This is a genomic window from Enterococcus malodoratus (assembly GCF_027659535.1).
In the GTDB taxonomy this organism is placed as follows: Bacteria; Bacillota; Bacilli; order Lactobacillales; family Enterococcaceae; genus Enterococcus_A; species Enterococcus_A malodoratus.
Genome location: NZ_JAQDPG010000001.1, coordinates 478132 through 495056, shown reverse-complemented (window position 1 = coordinate 495056; position 16925 = coordinate 478132). Strand labels below are relative to the sequence as shown.

At 40.1% G+C, this 16925-nt stretch carries 15 protein-coding genes; 11 read left to right on the top strand and 4 right to left on the bottom strand.

Annotated elements, in window-relative coordinates; all coding sequences use genetic code 11:
* The first annotated feature begins 7 nt into the window (after window positions 1–7).
* From PGP85_RS02415 to PGP85_RS02405, 3 genes are all read left to right on the top strand, one after another.
* Window positions 8–700: a response regulator transcription factor gene (locus PGP85_RS02415; protein ID WP_270325867.1), complete on the top strand. Its 693-nt coding sequence runs from the start codon at window positions 8–10 to the stop codon at window positions 698–700.
* Between the two features lie 216 nt (window positions 701–916).
* Window positions 917–1459, top strand: a complete 543-nt coding sequence (locus tag PGP85_RS02410) for a class I SAM-dependent methyltransferase (protein WP_270325865.1) — start codon at window positions 917–919, stop codon at window positions 1457–1459.
* 131 nt (window positions 1460–1590) lie between these two features.
* Window positions 1591–3387, top strand: a complete 1797-nt coding sequence (locus PGP85_RS02405) for a heavy metal translocating P-type ATPase (RefSeq protein WP_270325864.1) — start codon at window positions 1591–1593, stop codon at window positions 3385–3387.
* A gap of 61 nt (window positions 3388–3448) precedes the next feature.
* Here PGP85_RS02405 and PGP85_RS02400 read toward each other — a convergent pair whose 3' ends face one another.
* From PGP85_RS02400 to PGP85_RS02385, 4 genes are all read right to left on the bottom strand, one after another.
* Complete coding sequence (locus tag PGP85_RS02400) at window positions 3449–3943, bottom strand: hypothetical protein (protein WP_270325862.1); 495 nt, start codon at window positions 3941–3943, stop codon at window positions 3449–3451.
* A 55-nt stretch (window positions 3944–3998) separates the two neighbouring features.
* The gene (locus PGP85_RS02395; RefSeq protein WP_270325860.1) at window positions 3999–5429 is read right to left on the bottom strand and encodes a sensor histidine kinase; all 1431 of its coding nucleotides are present in this window, start codon (window positions 5427–5429) and stop codon (window positions 3999–4001) included.
* Entirely contained in the window at window positions 5426–6109 is a 684-nt protein-coding gene (locus PGP85_RS02390; RefSeq protein ID WP_090403933.1) for a response regulator transcription factor, read from the bottom strand. The genes PGP85_RS02395 and PGP85_RS02390 overlap by 4 nt, the downstream gene beginning before the upstream one ends.
* Before the next feature lie 104 nt (window positions 6110–6213).
* Window positions 6214–7614, bottom strand: coding sequence for a phospholipase D-like domain-containing protein (locus PGP85_RS02385; protein WP_270325859.1), 1401 nt, complete (start codon window positions 7612–7614; stop codon window positions 6214–6216).
* Between the two features lie 423 nt (window positions 7615–8037).
* On the opposite strand from PGP85_RS02385, the gene glpO reads away from it, so the two are divergent.
* From glpO to PGP85_RS02345, 8 genes are all read left to right on the top strand, one after another.
* On the top strand, window positions 8038–9840 hold the full coding sequence (glpO, locus tag PGP85_RS02380; protein ID WP_270325858.1) for a type 1 glycerol-3-phosphate oxidase: 1803 nt from the start codon (window positions 8038–8040) through the stop codon (window positions 9838–9840).
* Between the two features lie 27 nt (window positions 9841–9867).
* Window positions 9868–11376, top strand: a complete 1509-nt coding sequence (glpK, locus tag PGP85_RS02375; RefSeq protein ID WP_010742202.1) for a glycerol kinase GlpK — start codon at window positions 9868–9870, stop codon at window positions 11374–11376.
* A 94-nt stretch (window positions 11377–11470) separates the two neighbouring features.
* Window positions 11471–12193, top strand: a complete 723-nt coding sequence (locus PGP85_RS02370; RefSeq protein ID WP_010742201.1) for an MIP/aquaporin family protein — start codon at window positions 11471–11473, stop codon at window positions 12191–12193.
* Window positions 12194–12323: 130 nt separating this feature from the next.
* Window positions 12324–13307, top strand: coding sequence for a dihydroxyacetone kinase subunit DhaK (gene dhaK, locus PGP85_RS02365; RefSeq protein ID WP_251866449.1), 984 nt, complete (start codon window positions 12324–12326; stop codon window positions 13305–13307).
* Between the two features lie 97 nt (window positions 13308–13404).
* Complete coding sequence (gene dhaL / locus PGP85_RS02360; protein WP_010742199.1) at window positions 13405–13983, top strand: dihydroxyacetone kinase subunit DhaL; 579 nt, start codon at window positions 13405–13407, stop codon at window positions 13981–13983.
* Window positions 13976–14344 (top strand): dihydroxyacetone kinase phosphoryl donor subunit DhaM, encoded by a 369-nt coding sequence (dhaM, locus tag PGP85_RS02355; protein ID WP_270325854.1) that lies wholly within the window; start codon window positions 13976–13978, stop codon window positions 14342–14344. Before dhaL ends, dhaM begins: the two co-directional genes overlap by 8 nt.
* A 164-nt stretch (window positions 14345–14508) precedes the next feature.
* Window positions 14509–15681, top strand: a complete 1173-nt coding sequence (locus PGP85_RS02350) for a M20 metallopeptidase family protein (protein ID WP_270325852.1) — start codon at window positions 14509–14511, stop codon at window positions 15679–15681.
* A 3-nt stretch (window positions 15682–15684) separates the two neighbouring features.
* On the top strand, window positions 15685–16899 hold the full coding sequence (locus tag PGP85_RS02345) for an MFS transporter (protein WP_270325851.1): 1215 nt from the start codon (window positions 15685–15687) through the stop codon (window positions 16897–16899).
* Window positions 16900–16925: the final 26 nt, after the last annotated feature.

Below are 16925 nucleotides of genomic sequence, written 5' to 3'. Positions count from 1 at the left end.
AATAGTTATGAAGCAATCCATTTTATTGATTGAAGATGATCCGAATATCACGGATTTTATGGAAGTTGTTTTAACGCAAGAACGATATCCATTGACCATTGCCAGTACTGGGATGGAGGCCTTGACGGCATTTCAAACAAATTCTTTTGATTTAGTTTTGCTAGATCTAGGACTACCAGATATCGATGGGATCGATCTTTTGAAAATTCTGCGCAAACGGATGAAGCTGCCGATCATTATTATTTCTGCTAGAAATAATGAAAACGAAAAAGTGACGGCGTTGGATCTGGGAGCGGACGATTACGTGACCAAGCCTTTTGGTACGAACGAGTTGTTGGCCCGAATCCGGACGGCACTGCGTCATCAAAATGTCAAAACGGAAGAATTATCCGTCATAGAGAACAAAGCGTTGAAAATTGATTTTGAAAAACAATTAGTTTATAAAGAGAATCAAGAAATTCATTTAACAAAAAATGAGTTTCGAATTTTGGCTTTGATGTTTAGACAACTTGGAAAAGTTGTTACCTATCAAAATTTACTAACGGAGGTTTGGGGACCTTATAGTAATGATTCTCAGACATTGCGGGTGAACATGTCCAATATTCGAAAGAAAATCGAGAGCGATACGTTAAAGCCAGAATATCTGATTACGGAAATAGGCATGGGTTATCGTTTAAGAGATTATCGATCCGAACAATAATAAAATAGGATTTTTTAATGTCGATTAATCAATCGGCATTTTTTTATATCTATGGCTCTAAGAATTTAGTATGCTATTGAGAAGGACAAACGAAAATGGGGTGAATCAGCAATTATTATTTTAGCCACAATAACAGTGCTTGGTCTAGCAATGATCTATCTTTTTAAAAAGCTGATTCAGCAGTCAAAAGCACCTTCCGGCAAAGTAGGCATCCAAATGATGAAAATATGGAATCGAGCATATCTGCCGATGGTCAATTGGTCATTAGGTTTTGTGACGTTGATCAAGCCCAAAAATATTTTAGACATTGGAGTTGGGAATGGTGCTTCTTCCAATCTTCTCAAAAATTATTTTATAGCAAGTACAATATATGGAATTGATTATTCGGATACTGCGATTGAACAAGCAAAGAAAAATTATTCTACTGAAAGACTGAAATTTGAAACGAAAAATATTTTAAAAACAGAATATCCAGCGGGGTCCTTTGACCTGATCTTTGCATTTCAAACACATTTCCATTGGGAGAATTTGAAGATAGCTCTAGTAGAGATAAAAAGAATTCTTGCGGATGAGGGAGGGTTGCTCATTGCCTGTGAGCACTCTAAACTGAACTATTATTTGCCGAATCTCAAAGATGCCGAACGATTTCAGCAGTATTTATCCAATTTAGGATTATTTCTTATTCAAAAAGAAGCAACCAGCACATGGATCTTTTATCGAATTGTGAAAGAAAATGAACGGATTAATGATAACGCTTAATTATAATTATTTTAAAGTGACCACTTGAATATGCAGTTGTTAATGATTATCTTTCTCATTTAGTTGTTCTCATTTTCAATTAGATTAGCAGAGTGCTAATCTAATAATGAAGAAAAATGGAGGCGCAGCAAATGAGTAATGTAAAGAAATTTTTGTTAACAGCGATGGTTGGAGTCGTCGCATTAATTCTGGAATTTGGTTTCCATCAAAATCAATGGGCTTTTTGGCTTGTTTCGATCGTTGGTGGAATCATGACGATCTCGATGCTGATTGGGATGATCAAAACACTGCGCTCAGGAAAATATGGAGTAGATATTTTAGCGATTACCGCAATCGTAGCAACATTACTGGTTGGGGATTACTGGGCCAGCTTGGTAGTTTTGATTATGTTGACCGGCGGAGACAGTTTAGAAGATTACGCTAGTCATCAAGCAAGTCGCGAATTGCGTTCACTTTTAGATAATTCACCACAAGTCGCTCATCGAATCGATGGGGAAGAGATCAGTGAACTTGCTGTCGATGAGGTGCAGGTTGGTGATTTGATTTTAGTTAAACCTGGTGAGTTGGTTCCAGTTGATGGTCGGGTAGTTGCAGGAGAATCTTCTGTTGATGAATCCTCTTTAACAGGAGAATCTAAACCGATCGAAAAAAAATTAAATGATGAGTTGATGTCTGGTTCAATCAATGGTGATGCGGCGCTTCGGTTTAAAGTAACCAAGTCAGCGAAAGACAGCCAATATCAAACATTAGTTAAACTAGTCAAAGAATCCGAAGCTAAACCGGCTCACTTTGTTCGATTGGCTGATCGATATGCTGTACCTTTCACACTTATTGCTTATGTAATTGGCGGTGTTGCATGGTTCGTTTCAAAAGATCCGGTTCGTTTCGCAGAAGTTTTAGTCGTTGCATCACCTTGTCCACTGATTTTGGCAGCACCAGTTGCACTCGTAGCAGGGATGAGTCGTTCGAGTCGAAATGGTGTCGTAGTAAAAACGGGAACGACGATTGAAAAATTGGCTCGAGCACAAAGTATTGCTTTTGATAAAACCGGAACATTAACGGAAGGAAAACTTTCAGTCGAAGATATTCATGTTACTGCTGGCGACTTTTCAAAGGAAGAGTTGATTACCTATGTGGCTAGCGCAGAACAAGAATCTAGTCATATTTTGGCTCGCTCATTGGTTGCTTACGCAAAAGAAGAAAAGCTCACATTATTTCCAGTAGCAGATTTGGAAGAAGTAACAGGTGAAGGAATCCGAGCAACTATTAATGGCAAGAAAATTCGTGTTGGAAAAGCGTCTTTTGTTGGTTCAACAATCGAATTGAGTAATGAACATACAGCTGTCTATGTTTCCTTGGATGATCAATCCATCGGGTACATTACTTTTACTGATATTGTTCGTAGAGAGTCCGCAGATACAATTAAACAATTAAAAGAACTAGGAATTAAGAAGACGATTATGCTGACGGGTGACCATCAGTCAATCGCAAATGAAATAGCCAGTGAAGTTGGCATCACTGAAGTTCATGCGGAATGTATGCCGGAAGAAAAAATCAATGTGTTAAAATCTTTAAGTGAAGAAGACCGACCTGGGATCATGGTAGGTGACGGAGTCAATGATGCGCCGGCTTTAGCAGTTGCTGATATTGGTATCGCAATGGGGGCTCATGGATCAACTGCTGCCAGTGAGAGTGCAGATGCAGTAATTTTAAAAGATGATTTAAGTCGAGTCTCAGAGGCCGTTCGTTTATCTCAAGATACGATGCGCATCGCAAAACAATCGGTTTTGATTGGAATCGTCATTTGCGTAGTTCTGATGTTGATTGCAAGTACAGGAATAATTCCCGCTCTATTAGGAGCCGCTTTGCAAGAAGTAATTGATACAGTTTCAATCTTGTCCGCTTTGAGAGCAAGAAAAGATCGCTAAGCTAGATTAATACTATAAATAAAAACCAGCAAAATTTCGTTTTTGAAATTTTGCTGGTTTTTTAATGACGCCGATCACTATGATGTCCATTCGTCCTTTGCGGGGTGTCGTTATGATGAACGCGTGGCGCTTGTTGCTGAGTTGCCTGTTGTTGATTAGCTTGCTGCTGAACTTCTTGTTGTGCTTGATAGTCCGTGTTGTCTTGTGGCGATTCTACATAGGTTGTTGTTTCAGATACTTGTTGTTGAACAATATTTTCTTGGGTAACTGATTCATTCGTCTCATTTTCGCTAATCTGTACAACGGCCACCTGCGCTTTGGAATCGTTTTGACGTTTTTGAGTGACTGGTTTTGCGGTCGTTTGTTTTCCGTATTGGTCTAAAACACGATTTTGTAAAATGCTACAGTTTTGTGGTGTTTTATAAATATTATTGATCCTATGGTAGTGCATTTGATTCAGCGCGTGATGTGTAGACGCAGCTTCAACTGTGCTAGTCGAAATACTTAGAAAGCCGATAAACATCAACAAACTAATTGCTATTTTCTTTTTTCCCATGATAATCTCCTCCTCAACTATATGATAAGAAGTAAATGTGGCAAAAGTGTGGCAATTAAAGATAGGGGAGTAAAAGGATCATTCTAAATCTATTTTCATCGGCCTCTGCCCGAATTTTTCCTTGGTGTCGATGAATGACTTGTTTTGCGATAGCTAACCCAAGGCCGGTACCCGAAGTATGATTCTGTTCAATTCGTTGAAAAGAATCAAAAAGATGGGAAACATCCGTGAGTGGCTCCATCAATGAATTCTCAAGGATAAGTTCCAAATATTCTCCTTTTTCGGTAATTTGTAGAATAATCATTGAGCTGTTTGGTGCATATTTATTGGCATTATCAATTAAAATTTTTAAAGCTTGTGTGATCCGTAAATAATCTCCATTGATCATTCTTGGAGTGTCCAATTGATTAGAGAGTTGGATTTGCTGCTGCTTTTCCTTCAAAGGCAAACGATAGCTGCGAATGGCATCATCAATACAATCCAGAAGGTTAATCTTTTCTTTTTGCAATCGAAACTCGACGGATTGCAAGCGGCTTAGTTCCAAAAGATCATTGACTAATCGCTCAAGGTTGGTGCTTTCTAGTAAAAGCTGTTGCAAATAAGCTTTTTCTTCAGCTGAGTTTAACAGACCTTCGTTGATTGCCTCCAAAGAGCTTTTGATAACCATAACCGGTGTACGCAGCTCATGAGATATCTGCGACAGAAAATCTTTTTCAGCCTGTGTTTTATTATCACGTGCTTTCTTTGCCGTAGTCAGACGTTGGCTTAAAAGCTTAAGCTGGTTACCAAGTTCTTGCAGCTCATCTTTAGTTTGGATCGCAAGCGGAGCCTGATAATTTTCTTGTGCAAGTTGATCAGCATAAATTCGCATCTCCTCGATTGGCTTAACAAAGCGCTTCGATAAACGCCATGCCAATAAACTAGCGATTAGAACAGAGACAAATAAGCTCACCAGTAGCATCCAATAGCCAGATAGCTGATTCTTATGGATGGTATCCACTTGAGAGCGCATTAATACCACGCCTTTGATCTTTCCATCTAAAAGAATCGGTGTGCCGACGCTTAATTCCTGCAATTGGAAAAATTCGCGTTTTTTTGTCACCTGCGTCTTTTTTGTTTTGAAAGTGTCGGTTACTAGATCTTTGGCATTAGCGGGCGGGTGCCCTTGATTGAGATGATAATCAATAAGCGAATTCATTTGCTCGTCTAAAATCCAAATATCCTCGCCCGCAATTTGATTCAGAAAACGCAAAAAAGCACCGTATCCATTAGAGGAGCTATCATGATTCGTGTGAGAGCGCGGAGTATTGTCAAAATAATCGGCTAGCGTCTTACTGATCAGTTCACTGCGATGGGTCATTTCTTCTTGATGAAGATCCTCCGTTTGTTTCGCAAAAAGAATGCCGAAGAAAAGGGCGATCATTGTCGCAAAAACCAATAATAAGCCGACAAATTGCTGTATCAGCCGAGTTGTGATTTTTTTCATGGCGTTTCCTCGATTCGATAGCCTTTACCCCAAACGGTCTCGATTTTACAATCGGTAACGCCAGCATTATTCAGCTTTGCTCTCAATCTTTTGATATGGCTGTCAACCGTCCGGCTATCACCGTAATAATCATAGCCCCAAACCGCATCTAACAGATTATCCCGAGTAAAAACTTTTTTAGGATATTTTGCGAATAGAATTAATAACTCAAATTCCTTTTTAGTCAGTTTGATTTCACGATTGTGAGCGAACACTTGTCGATTTTCTAAATGCAAGCTTAAAGAACCCAGAGCTAACTGATCTACAATCGCTTCTTTTTCAAAATGAATGCGCCGCATAATCGCTTTGATTCGATAGAGAACTTCTTTAGGTGAAAAGGGCTTGATAATATAGTCGTCGGCACCAATTTCTAAACCTAGAATACGATCGGCATCTTCTGATTTTGCTGTGATCATGATAATAGGAACAGTTGATTTTTCTCGAATACTCTGACAAATCTCAAAACCATTCAGGTTCGGCAACATAATGTCTAATAAAATAAAATCAACTGGATGCGTATCGAAGTAAGGAAGGGCCGCTTTTCCATCACAAACAGTCGCTGTTTCATAACCAGCATCATTCAAATAGCGAGTTAAAACATTCACGATTTGCTCATTGTCTTCAATTATCAGGATTTTCATGGCGTTCTCCTTCTTAGTATCAATTGGTTTAAGTATAGCTTAATTCAATAATGGAATGAGAGAATACCCGAAAAAAACAGCACAAAATTGTTGTGCTGTGATAGTTATAATAGAAATTCAAGTGGCTTGATGATCTTACTTATCAAAGTTAAAAGCTTTTCCTTTGTAGGATGGACGATGCGCGGATGACGGTCGCTCTTTTTATAAGTCGTTTGATTTTTGACTTGCAAACTCTCGGCTTGATAGCTTGTCATAATTTCTTTCAACTGATCATGAAAACCCGGACTATCAATAAAGACCATGTTCTCACTACTTAAAAAGGCAGACCTAGAATCCAGATTAAATGAGCCGACTGCACCAACTCTTCGATCGAGCAGCAAAGCTTTATGATGAAGAGAACCGTCGCCTTGGTATTCCCAGATGTCCATTTTGCTGTTTAACTGTTCTTTTTGTTTCAAATAACCTGCGTAAGCGAATAAGTTAGGTGAGGTAGCCGCGGAATTAGTAATTAAAGATAGCTTATCAGGCAGCTGCCGTGTTTGAAATTGCTTCATTTTATCAGAAATTATTACATAAGGACTTTGTAAAGTTGCCTCTTGTGAGTCTTCCAAAAAATGAACTATCTGTTGCCAAACCACAGGTGATTTAACAATTTTCCCCACCGGATTATGAATCAGCATTCCTGCATTAATCTTATGGAACGACAAATTTGAAAGGACGTCTTGTCTAAGCGCCAATTCATGTCGATTGCGTGCTTTTCTAATTTCATTTTGCAGGTTTTTTACTGCTTTTCCAGTAAAAGGGCGTGAGGAATGAGATTTGTCTACCGCATAAGGGGCCTGCCATAGTTCGTTAAAATAGACGTTTCCTTGCTTGATTAATGAGTTTTTTGAAGGCTGGCCATCTTTTTTTATAATCAAATCAAAATCGTAGGTTGCTTCATAATCTTTTGATTTCAGCATGAAACGATTGCCAATATTACGTCCGGAAGAAATAAAATAATTATCGTCAACTAGAATAAGCTTGTCATGGAGAATGTTATTGACTTCCCATGGCTTCAAAAGATTCAGGCCGCCAATTGTTTTGATCTCAATATTTTCTTCATCACGAAAAATTTCGAAAGGGATTCGACTGGTAATGGTCATTTCAGTAGCTAGACTATTCAGAAGTAATTTAACCTTTACACCGCGCTGTGCGGCTTCTAATAATTTTCCGATAAAAATTAGACCACTGTCATCATCGGATATAGCATATTGGGAAACAAATAACGTTTCCTTGGCTTCATCAACTAGTTGGCAGCGTAGGGCCAAGGCCTGATTTAGATCGGCGGTAACACAGGCTGATTCGTTTTGAATTTTGTTTGTATAGAGAGTTTTCAAAGGTTTAGGATCGCTCTTTTTAGCATCTTTGGTGACTGAATTGATTTGCTGAATATTGTAAAAGCAAACAGAAAGACCCAAATAAATGAAGTAGATTAGTAATCCAAGACCAATTTTTTTAAGCAAATAAAAGAAGCGCATTTTACCATCCCTCCAGTCACAGAAAAAAGAAACTTCTATATTAATAGTTTATCATATAAAAAATATAGAAGAATAATTATGAAAGAAATGATGTAAGCAAAAAAAGACAGTATTTAAGTCCAATTGAGCAATAATTTACAATCTAAATTTTTTGAAAGCGTTTTTTGTTATGATACACTGATTTTGTAAGGTTCAATTCAACGATTTATTTATTAGAAAAGGGGCTGTTCACTTCATTATTTACATGTAAACCTAGGCAATCTAGCAGTAAATATTTTCATTTAGAAAGAGCGAGGTTGCCAGTTCAACTAAGTTCTTGCGCATTGTAGTTGAATGGTAGGCGTAGCGACAATAAGCTATTTTTCTCTTGGAAAAATAAATCATTTAGAAAGAGCGAGGTGTGTAAACATGTTTTCTTTTCGAGACCGATCTAAGATGATTGATAAATTGAGTGATCAAGCGTTTGATTTGGTGATTATCGGCGGCGGGATCACGGGTGCCGGAGTTGCATTGCAAGCGGCGGCTTCTGGACTTTCAGTGGCGTTATTAGAAATGCAAGACTTTGCCGAAGGAACATCCTCACGATCTACTAAGCTAGTACACGGAGGACTGCGTTATCTTAAAACTTTTGATGTCGAGGTAGTGGCAGATACGGTAAGCGAACGAGCAATTATTCAGGAAATTGCCCCGCATATTCCGAAAGCGGATCCAATGATTCTGCCGATTTTTGATGAACCGGGATCTACCTTCAATTTATTTTCCGTCAAGGTAGCGATGGATCTCTATGATCATTTGGCGGGAATTACTGGTGGTAAATATGCTAATTATATGTTGAGTAAGGAAGAAATATTAGAGCGAGAACCGCAATTAGAATCAAATGGATTATTAGGCGGCGGCGTTTATTTAGATTATCGCAATAATGATGCCCGACTAGTGATTGAAAATATTAAACGAGCAGTTGCAGACGGTGCAATTGCGGTTAGTCGTATGAAGGTAGAAGAAATCGTCCATGATGAGCAAGGCAAAGTTTCAGGTGTAAAAGTCAAGGATTTATTGAATGACCAAGTAATTGACGTCACTAGCAAATTAGTGATCAACACAGCAGGTCCATGGTCTGATTTTGTTAATAAATTAGATAAAAAGATTGACCATAAACCGCATATGCGTCCAACAAAGGGTGTACATTTAGTCGTTGATGGGGAAAAATTGAAGGTTCCGCAGCCGACATATTTTGATACAGGCGAGAATGATGGACGGATGGTTTTTGTCATTCCTAGAGAAAGCAAGACCTATTTTGGAACAACGGATACAGACTATCAAGGGGATTACAATCATCCGACAGTTGAGCAATCCGATGTAGATTATCTATTAAAAATCGTCAATCGTCGTTATCCTGAAGCGGACTTGACGGTGAATGATATTGAAGCAGCCTGGGCAGGATTACGTCCGTTAATCAGTGAAGCTGGCGGCGATTACAATGGGACAAAAAAAGAAAAAATCAGCGATGAAAACTTCGAGAAGATCATAAAGGCGGCAGGCGATTATTCCAACGGCAAACAATCACGTCCGCAAGTGGAAAAAACAATCACGAATGCCGCAAAGGAAGAGCCGAAAGACAATCCATCCGCAGTTTCACGAGGCAGTGATCTGACCATAGCTGAAGATGGACTCTTAATTTTATCCGGCGGAAAGTTGACTGATTATCGATTAATGGCTACTGGTGCAATGAAGAAAATCGTTTCCTTATTGCCAGAGAATGAGTTTGAGTTAATCGATTCCGAAAACTATCCAGTGTCTGGCGGAGAAATCGATCCGAAAAACGTTGACGAAGAATTAGAAGAAATTGCTAAAAAAGGTGAAAAACAAGGTTTGAGTGCTGAGGACGCCAAATATTTAGCAGAACTTTACGGATCGAACGCAGAACAGGTTTTTGCAATGAAGGATCAGGGAACATTTGAAGGATTATCATTAGCTGAGTCTATGTCATTACGTTATGCCATGGAAGCTGAGATGACCTTGACACCGGTAGATTATTTATTGAGGCGAACCAACTATATGCTGTTTATCAGCCATCGTTTGATGGAAATCAAGGATGCAGTTGTAGATGCTATGGCCAACTATTTTGAATGGGATGCTGCATTGAAGAAATCCTATCAAGCCGAATTAGAGCAGCAAATCAAAGAAACACAATTAGCGGATTTAAAAAAGTAACAAATATATTATAAAAGGAGTGGGAACATGGAGTCTTATATCATGTCAATCGATCAAGGAACAACGTCAAGCAGGGCAATCGTTTTCGACAAAGCTGGTAAGGAAGTAAGTTCTTCGCAAAAAGAATTCACTCAACATTTTCCAAAACCAGGCTGGGTAGAACATGATGCAAATGAGATTTGGAACTCGGTTCAATCGGTCATTGCAGGAGCACTTATTGAGGGCGGATTGAAGCCAAGTCAAATCGAAGGAATAGGTATCACAAACCAACGTGAAACAACCGTCATTTGGGAAAAAGAAACAGGCCATCCAATTTATAATGCAATCGTCTGGCAATCAAAACAAACGAGTGATATCGCGGATGAATTAAAAGAACAAGGCCATTCAGAGATGATTCAGAAAAAGACCGGTTTGCTGATTGATTCATATTTCTCAGCAACAAAAATCAAATGGATCTTAGATCATGTTGATGGTTCTCGTGAGCGGGCAAGAAATGGTGAATTGCTATTTGGAACGATCGATACATGGCTGGTTTGGAAATTAACCGGTGGGAAAGTTCATGTCTCTGACTACACAAATGCCAGCCGTACTATGATGTTCAATATTTACGATTTGGAATGGGATCAAGAAATTCTGGATCTGCTAGATATTCCAAAGGAAATGCTGCCGGAAGTAAAATCCAACTCAGAAATTTACGGACATACCGAAGACTATCATTTTTACGGAAATAAAGTTCCAATTGGCGGTATGGCGGGAGATCAGCAAGCAGCATTAGTTGGTCAACTAGCTTTCGATAAGGGAACTGTAAAGAACACATACGGAACAGGCGCGTTTATCGTAATGAATACTGGTGAAAAGCCAATTCTTTCTGACAATGGATTGTTGACTACAATTGGCTATGGGCTCGATGGCAAAGTAACATATGCCTTAGAAGGAAGCATCTTTGTGGCCGGTTCTGCTATTCAGTGGCTGCGTGATGGACTAAGAATGTTCCAATCAGCTCCGCAATCAGAAGATTATGCGAAGCGTGTAGATAGTAGTGAAAATGTTTATGTCGTTCCTGCCTTCACCGGTCTTGGGGCTCCTTATTGGGATCAGCAGGCTCGCGGCGCAATCTTTGGCATAACACGCGGAACAACCAAAGAACACTTTATTCGGGCAACACTTGAATCACTTGCTTATCAAACTGCTGATGTAGTGAAGACAATGGCGAAGGACTCTGGAACTGACATCAAATTATTGAGAGTTGATGGCGGTGCATCGAAAAATGATCTGTTGATGCAATTCCAAGCGGATATCCTCCAAACACCGGTTGAACGTGCTTCTTATTTAGAAACAACCGGACTTGGTGTAGCTTATCTAGCAGGTCTAGCGGTGGGCTACTGGAAAGATATTGATGAGATCAAAAAATTCGCTTCAGACGGTCAGCGTTTCGAACCGGAAATGAAGAAAGAAGTCACTGAAGATCTTTATGAAGGTTGGCAAGAAGCAGTTCAAGCTACGATGCAATACAAACATCAACCGAAAGAACAATAGTCTAATTAAGCCAGCCGCGCAGCGAAACAAGACCTTTATGAGAGAAAAAGGGCGGCGTTGGCTGGCATAATAAAAAACTAAGGGGGAATGTTTCATGGATACGAGCATGTCAACGCAGGTAATTGGAGAAATTATTGGAACGATGGTTTTAGTACTACTAGGTGATGGAGTGGTAGCTGGTGTAAGCTTGCGCAAAACTAAGGCTGAAGGTGCCGGCTGGATCGCTATTACACTAGGTTGGGGTGCCGCAGTTACAATCGGTGCTTATGCTGCGGGTTATATGTCCTTTGCACATCTAAATCCAGCAGTCACCATTGGTATGGCAATTGCCGGAAAAATTGGTTGGGATATGGTTGTTCCATATATATTGGGACAAATGATTGGCGCAATTATTGGTGCAGTGCTAGTGTATATTCATTACTATCCTCATTGGAAGGAAACCAAAGATTCGGCAGCAATTTTAGGTGTATTCTCAACGGGACCTGCGATTCGAAGTCTAGGTGCCAACTTGATTAGTGAAATTATCGGAACCTTTATGCTGGTTTTCGCTTTGTTAACTTTTGGAATGAGCAAGTTTGGTGATGGCTTGAATCCAATTGCGGTTGGGATCTTAATTTTAGTTATTGGACTATCACTTGGCGGGACCACTGGTTATGCGATTAATCCAGCTCGAGATCTGGGTCCTCGGATTGCCCATGCTTTTCTGCCAATTCCAAATAAAGGAGACTCCGACTGGGGCTATTCTTGGGTACCAGTAGTTGGACCAATCATTGGTGGTATTTTGGCTGCCCTGTTGTTCATGGTCCTGCCTATGTAACAATTTGATCAAATTTAAAAGGATACATTTATTTTCTTCTAATTAACAGAGGATTGTTTGGAAGAAGAGTGATTGATTTAGCGATTATAAAGGATAAAAATTATCTTAAAGGAATATGGAGGAAGAGCAAGTGAAAAAAATTATCAATGACCCAAAGAATGTCGTAGATGAAATGGTCAGCGGATTGGTTGGCGCGTACCCGGATTATGTGAAGCAAGTTCCAGAAACACTGGTAGTAACTCGTAGTGACGAGTATGATCAAGTGGCATTAGTCAGCGGCGGCGGCAGCGGTCACGAGCCTTCTCATGCCGGATTTGTCGGGGATGGAATGCTAAGTGCTGCGGTTTGCGGACATGTGTTCACTTCGCCGACTCCAGACCAAATTTATGAAGCAATCAAAGCGACCAATAAAGGAAAAGGAACATTAATGATCGTCAAGAACTACTCAGGCGATGTCATGAATTTTGATATGGCCAAGGATCTAGCAGCGATGGATGACATCGAGGTGGATTCTGTTTTAGTAGATGATGATATTGCGGTAGAAGACAGCACGTTTACCCAAGGTCGTCGCGGTGTAGCCGGAACAGTCCTTGTTCATAAAATTCTAGGCGGTTTGGCTCGTGAAGGCAAAACGGTCTCAGAATTAGCAAGTTATGGAAAAGATTTAGTAAATGATATTAAAACGGTGGGAATCGCCTTATCTGGAGCAACTGTTCCAGAGGTCGGCAAACCTGGCTTTGTTTTAGCTGATGATGAGATGGAGTTCGGTGTCGGAATTCATGGCGAACCCGGCTATCGTCGTGAAAAGATCAAACCTTCTTATGACATCGCTAAAGAAATCATTAGCAAACTTAAAGCAGAATTCAATTGGCAAGCGGGTGAGAAATACGGATTATTCGTTAATGGTATGGGAGCTACGCCATTGATGGAATTGTTTATCTATTTTAACGATGCGAAAAAAATTCTTTCAGAAGATGGGATTGAGATCACCTTTAGTAAGGTCGGCAACTATATGACTTCACTTGAAATGGCAGGTGCATCAATTACCATGATCAAATTAGACGAAGAACGTTTGCGCTTACTAAATGAACCAGTTCATACAATCGCTTGGTAATTAATTGAAAATTGAACTCAGTCCGGGTTTAAACATCATTTATATCTGGACTGAGATTTATGCTATCGTAAGCAAAAAGTATTCAAGGAGGCCCACTATGTTTACACCAGAAAATTTGCGAAAAACCCTAGAACTATTTAATGAAAAGATTCAAATCAAGAAAGATTATTTGAGCGAGCTAGATACACCGATTGGCGATGGCGACCATGGAAACAACATGGCCCGCGGCATGGATGCGGTTATGGCGGCGGATTTATCAGGCGATTTGCCTGCTATTTTCAAGGCGACCGCAATGGCGTTGATCAGCAAGGTTGGTGGAGCGTCAGGTCCTCTCTATGGAACAGCTATGATGGAAATGATGAAAGCCAGCAAAGACTCAAATGATCCGGAAATGTTATTGAAGGCTGCTGTTGCCGGAATTGAAAAAAGAGGCAATTCTACAGCAGGTGAAAAAACAATGTTAGATTTATGGGTGCCGGCAGTAGAAAATTTAAATAACGGCACTTTGAATCCAGCAACAATCGAAATATTGGTTGAAAAAACAAAAAATATGAAAGCGACAAAAGGCCGTGCGTCCTATCTCGGCGAACGCTCAATTGGGCATATTGATCCTGGAGCGATGTCGTCAGCGTATTTATTTGAATCGATGATTGAGGCAGGTGTCTTTAATGAGTAGAGGTGTAGTGCTAGTATCCCATACGAAAGAAATACCAGAAGGATTAAAACGATTGATTGGTGAAGTCGCTAAAAATGTTCCTGTCACAACTGCCGGAGGATTGGAAGATGGCGGTATCGGGACTTCGATGGAACGAATCTCACAAGCTATCGAGGAAAATTCAGCTGATGACTTGTTAGCTTTTTATGATCTAGGCAGTGCCAAAATGAACTTAGAGATGGCAATTGAAATGACGGAGAAAAAGGTGACTCTTTTCGATACGGCATTTGTTGAAAGTGCCTATACAGCCTGTGCGTTATTAGCGGCAGATGCAGAAGAGACCGAAATCGAAAAGCAATTAGCAGAATTGAAAATCAAATAGAATTTATGAATAGATTAGAGAAATCAGTTTTACCTGATTTCTCTTTTTTGTTTTTAAATAACGCTAATTTAAGAAACGTATTGATTTTCTTTTTTTGATCTTTAAAAGAAAATCAGGTTCAAAATTTTTTTTGTGCTATGATTTTTTTTAAAGGGGGAATCATAATGGAAAAAATCAAAGAAACACCATTGCAAACAGAGTTAGTAGAAATTCGCCGCCATTTACATCAAAATCCAGAGGTCGGAATGGACCTGCCAGCTACAAAGGATTTTGTGTGGCAAAAACTGGTGGAATATGGCTATGAGCCGCTAGCCTGTGGCAAGATGGGTATCACCTGCACAATCGGTCAAGGAGAGAAGACCTTTTTATTGCGCGGTGATATGGATGCGCTTCCACTTAATGAGGATACGGATTTGCCGTTCCGATCAGAAAATGGAGCGATGCATGCTTGCGGACACGATATGCATACAACTATGCTATTAGGCGCAGCGAAGATCTTAAAGGAACGAGAAGCCGAATTGACTGGAGTAGTAAAACTTCTTTTCCAACCAGGCGAAGAGATTTTACAAGGTGCGAAGGATTGCTTGGAAGCTGGCGTATTGGAAAATCCCAAAGTCGATGCCGGAGCGATGATCCATGTATTTCCGTTTAAAGACCTTCCGATTAAAAATGTTTTTGTCGCACCCGCTGGAACGTTCATGGCTAGTGCTGATTGGTATGAGATCAAAGTTGAAGGTGTCGGCAGTCACGGATCGATGCCAGAGGTTTCAGTCGATCCAATCAATGTAGCGACTAAAATATATGATGCACTGCAAACTCTATCTGCACGAGAAATCAGTTCAGCAGAACGATTTGTTTTAACGATCGGTGAGTTTGTCGGCGGAACACCTGGCTCATCAAATGTTATCCCGAATTCAGCATATATGAAGGGAACGCTTCGTACCCTTAAGGAAGAAGTTCGTCAGCAAATCAAAAAACGAATGGTAGAAATTTCAGAATCGATCGGTCAGGCTTTCGGTGCAAGAGTGACGGTTGATTTTACTAACGGCTGCTGCAGTAACGAAATTGATCAAAAAGTGACTGAGACGGTCAAAGCGGGATTGGAAGAAGTTTTTCCAGCGAATGTCCTTCAGCATTCGCCATTGGCAGTCCCAATGATGGGAAGTGAAGATTTTGGCGAGATTAGCCATCAAATTCCAACAACTACGATGTTCATCACTGCGGCCGATACGGAATTAATGCTGCATAATCCGAAAATTGTCTTGGAAGAGGAAGTGCTGAATTTCGGCGCAAATGTTTATGTGGAAGCTGCTTTAGCCTATTTAGAAAGCGTCTAGCCTATGGGGAAAAGCAAAATTAACCGTTCACTAATCTTAATATTTCTTGGGTATACTTGCGTTTACTTGGATAAAAATATTATTAGTTTGTCGGTGATTCCAATCGCTCAGGACCTAGGAATCAATGCTGGGCAAAAGGGATTAATATTAAGTGCCTTTTTCCTTGGCTACACGCTATTTCAAATTCCATTTGGCTTTTTGGGCAATCGTTTAGGCAGTCGGAAGATCATGACCTTTGCGATTCTGCTTATCGGTGTTTTAATGATTTGTTTGGGTTTTGGCTTTTCGCTGATATATTTATTGATGATACGTTTTGCGGCGGGATCGTTTGCTCACGCAGGGTATCCGTCAGCTGTTAGTGCGTTTGTTACAAAGGAAGTCGAGCCAGCAAAAAGGGGTTCGGTACAATCGTCTATGATTGCTTCATCAGGTTTTGCGGGAATCGTTGGACCATTGTTGGTAGCGCCCTTATTGACGTTGTTCGGTTGGGAGACAACTTATTTCGTTTATGGCGTAATCGTGTTAGTGATCGGCTTTTTAATGATCAGAGGGATTCCGAAAACGGCTGGCGAGCCCATCGTTTCTGCCAATCAATCGAACATTTCTTTCTTTGAAGTTATCAAAGATCGCAATGTTTGGATCATGGTGCTGGCGGCATTTTTTATCAATGCAGCAGTCTATGGGATGACTGGATGGATCGCATCCTATTTAGTGGATGAATTCAATTTGACGATGAATAGAATGGCAATGATGAGCGCGTTTATCGGATTTGTGATGATGATCAGTGCGATGTTTGCAGGCTCAATGATCGGACGTCATTTCAAGGATCGAGAAAAACAAGTAATTCTAGTTGCTTCGGCACTAGGTGGACTCGTTGCTTTCCTTCTATCAAAAAGTCATTCATTAGTTCTAAGTATGCTATTTTTGGCATTGGCCGTGGCTGCAGCAAGTATTGGTTTTGCGACCTTAATGAGTTTGCCAGTCAAACTTTTTGCAGAACGTGAAGTTTCAACCAAGTATTCGATTATCAATGCGGTAGGTGTTTCTGGTGGATTCTTCGCACCCATGATCATAGGCTGGTTAGTAAATACGAGTGGATCATATGGCGGTGCCTTCAGTTTCATTGCATTAGTTTTTGTTTTAGCCGGGATCGTGTCACTCGCTATCCAAACAAAAGATAGTAAGCAAGCGATCGGAGAATTAGAACGACAAAAATAGGAGTACAATTTCTGAAAGTCATCAGT

Bases quoted from the DNA above. Each gene is read 5' to 3' on its own strand.
- glpK (WP_010742202.1), top strand. From the start codon at position 9,868: ATGGAGTCTTATATCATGTCAATCGATCAAGGAACAACGTCAAGCAGG.
- PGP85_RS02345 (WP_270325851.1), top strand. From the start codon at position 15,685: ATGGGGAAAAGCAAAATTAACCGTTCACTAATCTTAATATTTCTTGGG.
- PGP85_RS02350 (WP_270325852.1), top strand. From the start codon at position 14,509: ATGGAAAAAATCAAAGAAACACCATTGCAAACAGAGTTAGTAGAAATT.
- PGP85_RS02390 (WP_090403933.1), bottom strand. From the start codon at position 6,109: ATGAAAATCCTGATAATTGAAGACAATGAGCAAATCGTGAATGTTTTA.
- glpO (WP_270325858.1), top strand. From the start codon at position 8,038: ATGTTTTCTTTTCGAGACCGATCTAAGATGATTGATAAATTGAGTGAT.
- PGP85_RS02400 (WP_270325862.1), bottom strand. From the start codon at position 3,943: ATGGGAAAAAAGAAAATAGCAATTAGTTTGTTGATGTTTATCGGCTTT.
- PGP85_RS02370 (WP_010742201.1), top strand. From the start codon at position 11,471: ATGGATACGAGCATGTCAACGCAGGTAATTGGAGAAATTATTGGAACG.
- PGP85_RS02395 (WP_270325860.1), bottom strand. From the start codon at position 5,429: ATGAAAAAAATCACAACTCGGCTGATACAGCAATTTGTCGGCTTATTA.
- dhaM (WP_270325854.1), top strand. From the start codon at position 13,976: ATGAGTAGAGGTGTAGTGCTAGTATCCCATACGAAAGAAATACCAGAA.
- PGP85_RS02410 (WP_270325865.1), top strand. From the start codon at position 917: ATGATGAAAATATGGAATCGAGCATATCTGCCGATGGTCAATTGGTCA.
- PGP85_RS02415 (WP_270325867.1), top strand. From the start codon at position 8: ATGAAGCAATCCATTTTATTGATTGAAGATGATCCGAATATCACGGAT.
- dhaL (WP_010742199.1), top strand. From the start codon at position 13,405: ATGTTTACACCAGAAAATTTGCGAAAAACCCTAGAACTATTTAATGAA.
- PGP85_RS02405 (WP_270325864.1), top strand. From the start codon at position 1,591: ATGAGTAATGTAAAGAAATTTTTGTTAACAGCGATGGTTGGAGTCGTC.